This window comes from Saccharopolyspora sp. NPDC002686 (genome assembly GCF_040295745.1).
GTDB lineage: Bacteria > Actinomycetota > Actinomycetes > Mycobacteriales > Pseudonocardiaceae > Saccharopolyspora > Saccharopolyspora oryzae.
The window spans coordinates 1-10,866 of record NZ_JBEOVY010000034.1; the positions used below are offsets into that span (position 1 = coordinate 1).

Below are 10,866 nucleotides of genomic sequence, written 5' to 3' on the forward strand. Positions count from 1 at the left end.
GGCCGACCGGTCGCCGGCCAGCGTGCGCCCGTCCGCCTCGGAGCACGCGTTCCTGGGCGGCCACCAGGTCATCCCGTCCGGCCGGGCCTACGGCGGCGAGATCGTCGCCCAGGCCGAGCGGGCCATGTCGCTGACCGTCGGCGAGGACCGCCGGGTGCACAGCCTGCACGGCTACTTCCTGCGCGCGGGCGACGTCAACGGCAAGACCCGCTGGGAGGTGCAGCGGCTGCGCGACGGGCGCGGCTTCTCGCACCGCTCGGTGCGCGGCAGCCAGAACGGCAAACCGATCTTCCAGGCCATGGCCTCGTTCCAGGTTCCGGTACCGGGCGTCGAGCACTCCGACGCACTGCCGGCCGACGCCGGTGACCCGGCCGAACTCCCCAGCACCGCCGACGCGTTGCAGGGCGAGGACACCCGGGACGCCGAATACTGGCGCTTCCACCGGAGTTTCGACATCCGGCACTCGCCTTCGGCGGTCTACACGCGACCCGACGGCGGCCGCGGACGCCGGCAGACGGTGTGGCTGAAGGCCTGGGAACGGCTGCCGGACGATCCGGCCGTGCACCGCAGCGCGCTGGCCTACGTCTGCGACTACACGCTGCTGGAACCGATCCTGCGCCACCACGGGGCCGCTTGGGCGGACGACGGCGTCGTCACGGCCAGCCTGGACCACGCGATGTGGTGGCACCACGACGGCCGGATGGACGAATGGGTCGCGCTGGTGCAGGAATCTCCCATCGCCACCAGGGGAACCGGGCTCGGCACCGCGCGGCTGTTCTCGGCCGACGGACGGCTGCTGGCCTCGGTCGTCCAGGAGGGACTCGTCCGACTGCCCGAGGGGGACTCGTGACCGCGAAGAAGATCGTTTCCGTCGGCGGCGGGCCGGGCGGGCTGTTCTCGGCGATCCTGCTGAAGAAGTCCGACCCGTCCCGCGAGATCACCGTCTACGAGCGCAACGCCGCGGACGACACCTTCGGCTTCGGCGTGGTGTTCTCCCAGGAAACGCTGGAGAACATCGAGGCGGCCGACCCGGAGTCGCTGGGCCGGATCGCCGCGGAGTTCCGGCACTGGTCGGCCATCGACGTCGACTTCCTCGGCAGCCGCGAGCGCAGCGACGGGCACGCTTTCGCCGCCCTGGAGCGCAAACGGCTGCTGGGCATCCTGGGGGAGCGGGCGACCCGGCTCGGCGTCGACGTCCGCTACTCCACCGAGGCACCACCGCTGGAGCAGCTGCGCGCCGAGCACGACCTGGTGATCGCCGCGGACGGCGTGAACAGCCGGATCCGCACCGAGCTCGCCGACGAGTTCGGGCCGAGCGTGGACCGGCGCAGCGCGAAGTACGTCTGGTTCGCCACCACCCGGCCGTTCGACTGCTTCACGTTCCAGTTCGTCGAGACCGAGTTCGGCCTGTTCTGGGCGCACATCTACCCGTTCGACGGGCAGCGCTCGACGTTCATCGTGGAGACCGACGAGGACACCTGGCGGCGCGCCGGCCTGGACCGGTTCGCAGCCGTGCCGCGGCAACCGGGGGAGAACGACGAGGCCAGCATGCGGTTCTGCGAGCAGGTCTTCGCCGACCTGCTCGACGGGCACGGCCTGATCGGCAACAACTCCGGCTGGCTGTCGTTCGGGGTCGTCCGCAACGAGCGCTGGGCGGCGGGCAACGTGGTGCTGGTCGGCGATGCCGCGCACACGGCGCACTTCTCCATCGGCTCGGGAACCAAGCTCGCCCTGGAGGACGCGATCGGGCTGGCCACCGCGGTGGACGGCGAGCCCGCCGTCGAGGCCGCGCTCAAGGCCTACCAGGAGGACCGCGAGCCGGTCGTCGCGTCGCTCCAGCGGTCGGCGCAGACCAGCCTGGAGTGGTTCGAAGGAGCCCGCCGCTACCGGCACCTGGAACCGGAGCAGTTCGCGTTCCAGCTGCTCACGCGGTCGCAGCGGGTCACCTACGACAACCTCAAGCTGCGTGATGCCGACTACGTGGGCCGGGTCGACGACTGGCTCGCCGAACGCACCCGGGCGCAGGGCAGCGAGGTCGCCACCGGCACGCCACCGATGTTCCACCCGTACCGGCTGCGCGGGCTGGAGCTGCCGAACCGGATCGTCGTCTCGCCGATGGCGCAGTACTCGGCCACCGACGGCATGCCGGACGACTGGCACCTGGTGCACCTGGGCGGGCGCGCGCAGGGCGGTGCCGGGCTGGTGCTGACCGAGATGATCTGCACCTCCCCGGACGCCCGGATCACCCCCGGCTGCCCAGGGCTGTGGAACGACGCCCAGCGCGACGCCTGGGCGCGCGTCGTCGACTTCGCGCACACCCGCACCGGCGCCAAGATCGGCGCCCAGATCGGGCACGCGGGCCGGAAGGGCTCGACGAAGGTCATGTGGGAGGGCATCGACGAACCGCTGCCGACGGGCGGCTGGGAGATCCTCGGCCCCTCGCCGATCCGCTACCGCCCGGACAGCCAGATCCCCCGCGCGGCCACCGAGGCGGACCTGGACCAGGTCGTCGCCGACCACGTCGCGGCCGCGCGCCGCGCCGCCGAAGCCGGTTTCGACCTGCTGGAGCTGCACTTCGCGCACGGCTACCTGGTGTCGAGCTTCCTGTCCCCGCTGTCCAACCAGCGCGAGGACTCCTACGGCGGGAGCCTGGAGAACCGGGCGCGGCTGGGACTGCGCATCCTGGACGCGGTGCGCGAGGTCTGGCCCGAGGACCGGCCGATCAGCGTCCGGATCAGCGCGACGGACTGGGTCGACGGCGGGTTCGACGGCGACGACGCGGTCGCGCTGGCCCCGATGCTCGCCGCGCACGGCGCGGACATCATCGACGTCTCCACCGGTCAGACGAGCATCGACGCGAAGCCGAAGCACGGGCGGCTCTACCAGACCCCGTTCGCCGACCGGATCCGCCAGGAGACCGGCATCCCGACGATCGCGGTCGGCGCGGTGTCCTCGGTGGAGGACGCGAACACGATCATCGCCAGCGGGCGCGCCGACCTGTGCGCGATCGCCCGCCCGCACCTGGTCGACCCGTACTGGACGCTCAACGCGGCGCTGGACCAGGACTACCGCGGGCACCCGATCCCGAAGCAGTACCGCTCCGGGCTCTCCGCCCGGCGCCGGGAGCAGCACCCGTGACCGAGCTGGTGCGGCCCCACCGGGTGGCCTTCGCCGACACCGACGCCAGCGGCCGGATCCACTGGACGTCGGTGTTCCGGTGGGCCGAGCTCGCCGAGCACGACCTGCTGCGCCGCAGCGGCGTGACCGACGTGAGCCGTTTCCCGCGAAAGGCCACCGAGGCCGTCTACCACCGAGCGCTGGCCGCTGGCGACGAGATCGAGATCCGGCTCGCCGTGGAGCGGGTCGGGCGGACGTCGGTGACCTACGGCTGGCTCGTCCTGCGCGACGGCGAAACCTGCGTCGAGGGCCGCCACACCGTCGTGCACGTGGATGACGACGGACGCCCAACACCGTGGCCCGCTGACGTGTCGGCAGCCTTCGGCCGGTCTGATCAGTCGTGACTGGGGCCGCGGGCCGTTCCGTTCAATGCGTCCTGAAACGAGCACTGGAGGACGAAACATGCGAGTGGTCAACGATTTCCTGCACACCTACTCCCGCGGTGAGGACGAACTGCTGGAAGGCGAGCGCGAGTCCCTCTCGTTCGCCGACTCCGACTACGAGACCGACAAGCACTGGGCCTTCGAGATCAAGCCCGAGGAATGCGCGCTGATCGTGGTCGACCTGCAGGAGGACTTCGTCAATCCCGGCAACCCCATGTGCGTGCCCGAGGCGTACCGGCAACTGCCGCGAGTCGAAGCGCTCATCGCGGCCTGCCGCGACACGGGCGTGCCGGTCTTGTACACCGAGCACACCGCTGCGCCGGACGTGGCGCACGACTTCTACGCGTTCTGGCCGCCCATCCGCAATGGTGCGGTCGCGGAATCGACACCCGGGTCGAAGCTCTACCGGCGCCTCCGCCCGCGTGACGGCGAGCGGGTCATCTCGGCCAAGCACACCTATGACTCGTTCGCCGGCACCGAGCTCGACTACGCGCTGCGCTGCCGCGGCGTCCGCACGCTGATCGTGTGCGGCACCTTGACGAACTTCTGCTGCGAATCGACCGCCCGGAGCGCTTTCTCCCTCGGCTACCACGTCGTGTTCGGCTCCGACGTGAACGCGACCGACAACGCCGACGCGCAACGCGCCACCCTGCGGACGATGCGGCGCGGGGTCGGGCGGGTGCTCGACCACCGAACCATCATCGACACCCTCCACAACGGCGATTCGCTCCACCACGCGGCCAAGGAGCGTCCGGACCTCAGCGCGGATTGACCACGGCGCCGCCCAAGATCGTGTGGCTGGGCCGGAGTCCGTCCAATTCCTCCTCGGCCGCCGTGCACGGGTCCTCGGGCCAGATGGTGAGGTCCGCGAGGCGTCCGGGGGCGAGTTGACCGCGCAGGTCGCTCTCGCCGGTCAGCCGGGCCGCGGCAGTGGTGTGCAGGGCGATCGCTTCCTCGCGGGTGATGGCGTGTTCGGGGCCGCAGACGCCGTCCACGGTCTGCCGCGTCGTCAGGCCGAACAGCGAGTGCGCCGCCCCGTACATGCCGACCGGGAAGTCCGATCCGGCCGAGACGTCGGCCCCGGCGTCAAGCCATTCCCGCGCGGGGAACAGGTGGGAAACCCTTTCACCGCCCCAATATTCGGCCTGGACGGCGGCGACGTCGAACAGCAGCGGCTGCTGCACCGTCACCGGGATCCCCATGCTGACCGCCCTGCGCCGCTGCTCGCCGTCGGCGAGACCGCCGTGCTCCATGACCAGCGTCCCGTGGGGCAGCTCCGGCAGACGCGCTTGCACCCTCTCGAACAGGTCGAGCAGCGTGCGCACCCCGCGATCGCCGTAGGCGTGGATGCCGACGCGCCAGCCGCGCCGCACCACCGCCTCCACAGCGTCCTGGAGGACCTGCTCGTCCCAGGCCAGCTGTCCGGTGTAGCCGGGAACGGGCGAGTGCGCCGGGCAGTACGGGTGCTCGAGGGCCCCGGATTCGATTCCACCGTCCATCCAGAACTTCACGCCCCAGACGCTCAACCAGGAGTCGCCGCGGCGCCGCCATTCCTCCATCCCGTCCAGGACGTCCTCGACCTGCCGCACGGACGTGAAGCCCATCGTGGTCAGCAGGACCCGCACCCGGCAGCCGAGCTCCCCGGCGTCCCGCAGCTGCGCGAGCGCGTCCAGATCGGCCAGGGAGGAGTTGGTGTCGCGCACCACACCGATCCCGGTGGCCGCGTAGTCGTGGGAGGCGAGGCGCAGCCCGTCGAGCTTCCTCGCCGGATCGGGCGCGGGCAGGTGCGGCTGGATCAGGGCGAGGCCGTCGATCAGATGGCCCGTGGGGCGCCCGTCGCCGTCCCGCGCGATGCTGCCGCCTTCGGGGTCGGGCGTGGTGGCATCGATGCCGCACAGCCGGAGGGCGTGCCGGTTGAGCACCTGGTTGTGCACGCCGCGCAACACGAGCACGGGGTGCTGGTCGGTGGCCCGGTCCAGCTCGTCGGCGGTGGGGAAGCGGCGCTCGACCAGGTTCAGCTCCTGCCAGTGACCGCTGGTGCGAATCCACTGCCCAGCAGGGGTTTTCGCCGCCCGGGTCCGGATGAGGTCCAAGAGTTCGGCGATCGAACGCGCACCGTCCACGGCCACGTCGTGCGCGCTGTCGCCCGCCGAGATCAGATGGGTGTGGGTGTCGTCGAAGGCCGGCAGCACGGTGGAACCCGGCAGGTCCAGCACCGTCGTGCCAGGGCCCACCAGCTCGTCGAGCCCGTCCGGATCCGCCGACAGCGCGGCGATCCGCTCCCCGCGCACGGCCAAGGCCCGTCGCGGTCCTTCACCGGCGACCAGCGTGCGGACGTTGGCACATCGGACCAGCAGGTCAGCGGGCTGCGGGGTCATCGATCTCCTCTCGGTTCCCGGACGTGGGCATGATGGGACCGCGACGTCCGCCCGGGGTTCGCTGGTCGAAGTTTTTCCGCGCGGCCCGGCAGCAGCAAACGGCCGACTCGCCGAGCGGATGGTCCCGCTGGGCGAGTCGGCTCCCGTTCTTCGATCTGGTCGGCGTGCGCTGGAGCTCAGGAGGTGGGTCGCGAAGCGGTCTGGAAGGTCTCCTGGGCCGCGTTGAAGGAGTCCGGATCGACCCCGAACGGGCCGCTGAACGGGTGGAGCAGCTCGAACGACATGTAGACGGTGAAGCCGAGGGTGACCGCGAGCAGCGCCATCACCGCGACGTTGGCCGGTCGCATGCTCAGGCCGATCAGCAGCGGGAAGGCGATCATCAGCACCGCGCCGAGGATGCTGGCCACCAGCAGCACGACGTTAAAGCTCTGGTCGTCGGTCGCGATGGTCACCCGCTGCTGGCGGTGCTCGGTGATCTGGCGGATGTCCTGCAGCGACTGCTCCCGGGAGGTCTTGAGCGCCTCGCTGTCGGCGGGCAGCGCCAGCACCTGCGAGCGCAGCTCGGCCAGCAGCTGCTCGGCCTCCGGGTCGGCCTCGCCGGCGTCGTGGGCGAGCCACTCGTGGTCGGCGACCCGCGCGGTGTACTGGGTGATCGTCGACTGGATGGCCGAAGCCTGCTGCTGCGGGGCGACGCTGGACTGCCAGTAGACGTCGATGAGCGCGTTGGTCTCCTGCTGCGAGGCCTTGTCGATGTCGTCGCCGTTCTGCCACGCGAACACGATGTAGAACGCGAGCACCACGGTGAACAGGGCGCTGAGGACACCGCCGACGAACGACTGCGAATCCGAATCCGCCTCGCCGGATGCGGACGCCTTGCGGCGGGCGTTCAGCACGGTGAACCCGGCGACGGCGAGGGCCAGCAGGACGATCGCCAGCAGGCTGATGAGGATCACGGCAGCAGGTCCTAACGAATGTGCGGGGGTCGAGGATGCCGAGCGCCCGAGAGCCAGGCGCGGCCGGGAGTGAAGGTACCGGCGAGGTCGGCTAAAGCCCTTGAACCGGAACGAACTCCGCTCAATCGAGTGGTATTGAGAACCCGAACATGTCGCGGGTTATCGGTGCCGCTTTACGCCGACCGGGTGGTGCCGGGTCTTGCGCAGCAGCTCACGCCCGGAAGTCGATCCACTGTGGACTCGAATTCGAGCGACCGCTACCCGATTTCGGGGGTGTTACCGTCTGCGTCGATCATGTGACCGAACGTGACAGCGATCTCGGATTCTTCCGGAAAACGCCTGCTACAGAGGGGGATCTCGTAGTCATGCGCACCTTGACCGGCGCGCGTTCATCGGGCCTTTTGGTGTGCGCGCTCCTGCTGCTCGCACCGTGGCTCGTGGCCGCGCACGGGCCGACCGCCAGTCGCCAGAACGGCGACCAGGGCGCCGGCTCGACGGCGGTCGGGGGAGTTGTGGTCCCGGGCATCGACTCGGTGGCAGAGCTGAACATCCCTCGCGGAACTCGAGATCTCACCGCGGAACTCGAATGGGGCGGTGACGTGATGGGGTGGTGCCGCTTCGTCCCCGGGATGTGGCCGGATGCCCCCGCCGCAGCTCTGAAGGTGGGTTCGGAGCGGGTGGTGGCCGAGCGCTTTACCCGGGACGGGCACGGCACCATCACTGCGCACGCGGACGTTTCGGACCGGCTGCCCAGCATCCTTGCGGCCGACGGGCGCACCGTCGTGGTTCGAGGTGCGGTTCCAGGATCCGGCGAGCCCTGCTGGGGAAAGTGGCGCCTTCGCGTCAGCTGGCAGGCATCGCTCGACGTCCGCACCACCGCGGAGCCGTCCGCCGCGCGTCCGGGCGAGCCGATCACCCAGCACGCAGTCATCACCAACACCGGCGGCGTTCCACTGGACCGGATCGAGGCCGAGCTCGGCACCGGTCCATGCCGTCGCGACGTCGACCGGCTGGAACCCGGGCGCAGCGCCGAGGTCTCGTGCGGGGGCGCCGCGCCGGAGGACGGCGCTCTGACTGCGCACGTGCGGGGCACGACGCCGGACGGGACCGAGGTCACCGCAGAGGCGGGCGGAAGGGTCGAGATCCCGCCGCAGGCGCAGATCGAGCTGTCGATCGGGAACATCGCGTTCGCGCCGACGACCGAAGCGGCGCTGGTTCCGGTGACGGTGCACAACCCGTCATCGGTGCGGCTGGTCGACGTCGAGGTCACCGGGCAGCCCGCCGCCTGCCAGCGCAAGATCGGCGAGCTCGCACCTGGGCAGTCGATCACCTACACGTGTCGCGCGGCACCGGGGGAGCGGGTGGAACTCACCGTGACCGGAATCGGGGTTTTCGGTGGTGCGGTCGCGGATTCCGCCCACGTCGTCCGCGCGACCGCCCGTGCGGTGGCCCCACCCGCGCCACCTCCGCGCGCTGCGGCGCCTCTGCCCGAGGTGCCGCCGCCTGGTGCTCCGCCCGAGCTGGCGGAGTCCGCCGGGGTGCGGGAAGCGCCGGGCAGAACAGCCGCGATCGTCGCGGTGCTCGGCGTGCTCGTGATGACCGTCAGCGTGGGTGCGCTGTCCTCGGCCACTCGGATCGGCCGTTGATCCGATCGCCGAAACCCGCGCTGCGAACCAGAAATCCAATGGAGGGACCTGATGATGAGCCTGCTTCGTTCCACGCCGGTGCTGCTGTCCGCCAGTGCGGCCGCGATGGCGCTCGCCGCCGGTTCCGCGGCAGCCGCGAGCGGCGAGGTCGTCGTCTTCGAGACCGAGCTGCAGCCGCTGACGACCTACGCCGACCCGACCGGCTGCCAGAAGCTCCCGCTCGCCGCGCACGTCCTGACGAACAACACCGATAGTCCGGTGCGGATCTACGGCGACCCGTTCTGCTTGGGGCCTTCCGTCATCGTGCTGCCCGGTCATGGCACGCACGTCGCGCCGGGCAGCGGGAGCTTCTCGGCATGAGCCCGCTGGCAGCCGCAGCGGCGCCCGGCAACGCGGCAGCACCGACGACACCGCTGGAGTCCCGCGATGCCGCTTGATCTCGTCGTCGTAGGGCTCGGCTACGTCGGGCTGCCGCTGGCCGCCCGGGCGTGCGAGGCCGGTCTGAGCACCGCCGGTCTCGACATCTCCGATGCGGTGGTGGCGGGGCTCAACGCCGGGCGTTCGCACGTCGGGGACGTGCCGGACGAGGTGGTCGCCGACCTGGTCGCGAGCGGGTTCCAGGCCGGCACCGACCCTTCGGTGATCGGCACGGCCGACACCGTCGTGATCTGCGTGCCCACCGGATTGTCCGGCGGTGAACCCGACCTCGCCGCGGTCCGCTCCGCAGCGCGCGCGGTGGGCGACCACTTGCGCCCGGGAATGCTGGTGGTGCTCGAATCCACGTCCCACCCCGGCACCACCGAGGAGACCGTCCGGCCGATCCTGGAGGAGCGCAGCGGGCTCGCCGTCGGCGCCGACTTCCACCTGGTCTTCTCGCCCGAGCGGATCGACCCCGGCAACGCCGCGTTCGGCGTGCGCAACACCCCGAAGGTCGTCGGCGGCGTCACGCCGCTGTGCGCGAAGTACGGCGCGACGTTCTACGGGCGGTTCGTGGACTCGGTCGTGGTGGCGCGCGGCACCCGCGAGGCCGAGCTGGCCAAGCTGCTGGAGAACACCTACCGCTACGTCAACATCGCGCTGGTCAACGAGATCGCGCAGTTCTGCGATCGGGTGAACATCGACGTGTGGGACGTGTTGCGCTGCGCGGGCACCAAGCCGTTCGGTTACGTTCCGTTCGACCCCGGACCCGGGGTCGGCGGGCACTGCATCCCGATCGATCCGCTGTACCTGGCGAGCAAGGCGAGCGAGGAGGGCTTCACCTTCGACGTGCTGAACGCGGCTCGCGGGGTGAACGACCGGATGCCCCGGCACGTCGTCGACCGTTCCGCAGAACTGCTGCGGGACCAGGACAAACAACTTCGGGATGCCCGGGTGCTGCTGCTCGGCGTGACCTACAAGCGCGACGTCGCCGACACCCGGGAGTCCCCGGCGTTCCCGGTGGCCCGCGAGCTGATGCGGCGGGGCGCGGAAGTGGTCTTCCACGACCCGCACGTGGATTCGTTCGCCGTGGACGGATCCGAAATATCCAAAGTGGACGGACTTCGCGCCGGGTTGGCCGCCGCGGACCTGGCGATCCTCTTACAGGCGCACGCGGAGTACGACACCAGGACGTTGTCCGGATCTGCGTGTCCGCTGCTGGACACCCGCGGTGTGGTCGCGGGGGAGCACGTGGCTCGGATCTGAGCCGCAACTGAAGACCTGCGCGGGGAACGACAGTCTCCCGCGTTGGGGTGCGGGGAGGTTCCCTCCCCGTCCTGTTTCCGAGTGGTAATGAAGAAAAGGGAGTGTGACCAATGGCCAACGCCATCGCCACCGAGCGTCTGCGCAAGCGCTTTGCGAAGTGGGACATCGACGGCAGCGGAGCCCTGGAGCAGTCCGACTTCGAGCAGGAGGCCAAGCGGATCGCGCAGGCGTTCGGCGAGAGCCCCACCAGCGCGAAGGCGCAGAAGCTGACCAACGCGTTCTCCTCGATGTTCCAGCAGGTGGCCAACGGCGCCAGCTCGATGAACGAGGACGACTTCATGTCGGCGGCCGGCATGCTCGTCGAGAAGGGCGCTGAGCGCGACTTCGACCGGGCGCTCCGCCCGATCGTCGAGGGCGTCGTCGGCCTCGCCGACAAGGACAACAGCGGCCAGATCAGCCGCGAGGAGTTCGCGACCTGGCTGACCGCGATCGGCGTGGACCAGTCGAAGACCACCACCCTGTTCGACCAGGTCGACACGGACAACAGCGGTGAGCTGTCCGCGGACGAGCTGCTGACCGTGGTGCGCGACTTCCACTACGGCAACTCCGACGTCGAGCTCCTGGGCTGAGCAGGCTCCTGATGCGA

Annotated in this window: 10 protein-coding genes; 8 read left to right on the plus strand and 2 right to left on the minus strand. The window is 70.5% G+C overall.

All coding sequences use genetic code 11. The annotated features are described in order from the left end of the window. From ABTZ89_RS06970 to ABTZ89_RS06985, 4 genes are all read left to right on the plus strand, one after another. On the plus strand, positions 1–850 hold an 850-nt coding region (locus ABTZ89_RS06970; protein WP_351041174.1), incomplete at its 5' end, for an acyl-CoA thioesterase. After that, a complete protein-coding gene (locus tag ABTZ89_RS06975; RefSeq protein ID WP_270947183.1) occupies positions 847–3,138 on the plus strand; it encodes a bifunctional salicylyl-CoA 5-hydroxylase/oxidoreductase in 2,292 nt (763 codons plus the stop codon). The genes ABTZ89_RS06970 and ABTZ89_RS06975, both read left to right, overlap by 4 nt. Further along, positions 3,135–3,521, plus strand: coding sequence for an acyl-CoA thioesterase (locus ABTZ89_RS06980; protein WP_351041178.1), 387 nt, complete (start codon positions 3,135–3,137; stop codon positions 3,519–3,521). The genes ABTZ89_RS06975 and ABTZ89_RS06980 overlap by 4 nt, the downstream gene beginning before the upstream one ends. Positions 3,522–3,579: 58 nt before the next feature. After that, the gene (locus ABTZ89_RS06985) at positions 3,580–4,332 is read left to right on the plus strand and encodes a cysteine hydrolase family protein (protein ID WP_351041180.1); all 753 of its coding nucleotides are present in this window, start codon (positions 3,580–3,582) and stop codon (positions 4,330–4,332) included. Here the strand turns inward: ABTZ89_RS06985 and ABTZ89_RS06990 are convergent. Together ABTZ89_RS06990 and ABTZ89_RS06995 are read right to left on the minus strand one after the other, a co-directional pair. Beyond that, a complete protein-coding gene (locus ABTZ89_RS06990) occupies positions 4,319–5,938 on the minus strand; it encodes an amidohydrolase (protein ID WP_351041182.1) in 1,620 nt (539 codons plus the stop codon). The two genes, ABTZ89_RS06985 and ABTZ89_RS06990, sit on opposite strands and share 14 nt — an antisense overlap. 176 nt (positions 5,939–6,114) lie before the next feature. Beyond that, a complete protein-coding gene (locus tag ABTZ89_RS06995; RefSeq protein ID WP_351041185.1) occupies positions 6,115–6,891 on the minus strand; it encodes a bestrophin-like domain in 777 nt (258 codons plus the stop codon). A 365-nt stretch (positions 6,892–7,256) separates the two neighbouring features. On the opposite strand from ABTZ89_RS06995, the gene ABTZ89_RS07000 reads away from it, so the two are divergent. The 4 genes from ABTZ89_RS07000 (at position 7,257) to ABTZ89_RS07015 (ending at position 10,849) form a co-directional block, all read left to right on the plus strand. Then, positions 7,257–8,537 (plus strand): COG1361 family protein, encoded by a 1,281-nt coding sequence (locus ABTZ89_RS07000; RefSeq protein WP_351041188.1) that lies wholly within the window; start codon positions 7,257–7,259, stop codon positions 8,535–8,537. A gap of 51 nt (positions 8,538–8,588) precedes the next feature. Continuing rightward, complete coding sequence (locus tag ABTZ89_RS07005) at positions 8,589–8,897, plus strand: hypothetical protein (RefSeq protein WP_333776992.1); 309 nt, start codon at positions 8,589–8,591, stop codon at positions 8,895–8,897. A gap of 66 nt (positions 8,898–8,963) precedes the next feature. Continuing rightward, a complete protein-coding gene (locus ABTZ89_RS07010) occupies positions 8,964–10,220 on the plus strand; it encodes a nucleotide sugar dehydrogenase (RefSeq protein WP_351041192.1) in 1,257 nt (418 codons plus the stop codon). Positions 10,221–10,330: 110 nt separating this feature from the next. After that, positions 10,331–10,849, plus strand: a complete 519-nt coding sequence (locus tag ABTZ89_RS07015) for an EF-hand domain-containing protein (protein WP_270947190.1) — start codon at positions 10,331–10,333, stop codon at positions 10,847–10,849. Positions 10,850–10,866 lie beyond the last annotated feature (17 nt).

What these genes read in the sequence shown, in the direction of transcription:
- ABTZ89_RS06985 (WP_351041180.1), top strand. Translation starts at nt 3,580, where the DNA reads ATGCGAGTGGTCAACGATTTCCTGCACACCTACTCCCGCGGTGAGGAC.
- ABTZ89_RS06990 (WP_351041182.1), bottom strand. Translation starts at nt 5,938, where the DNA reads ATGACCCCGCAGCCCGCTGACCTGCTGGTCCGATGTGCCAACGTCCGC.
- ABTZ89_RS07000 (WP_351041188.1), top strand. Translation starts at nt 7,257, where the DNA reads ATGCGCACCTTGACCGGCGCGCGTTCATCGGGCCTTTTGGTGTGCGCG.
- ABTZ89_RS07005 (WP_333776992.1), top strand. Translation starts at nt 8,589, where the DNA reads ATGATGAGCCTGCTTCGTTCCACGCCGGTGCTGCTGTCCGCCAGTGCG.
- ABTZ89_RS07010 (WP_351041192.1), top strand. Translation starts at nt 8,964, where the DNA reads ATGCCGCTTGATCTCGTCGTCGTAGGGCTCGGCTACGTCGGGCTGCCG.
- ABTZ89_RS07015 (WP_270947190.1), top strand. Translation starts at nt 10,331, where the DNA reads ATGGCCAACGCCATCGCCACCGAGCGTCTGCGCAAGCGCTTTGCGAAG.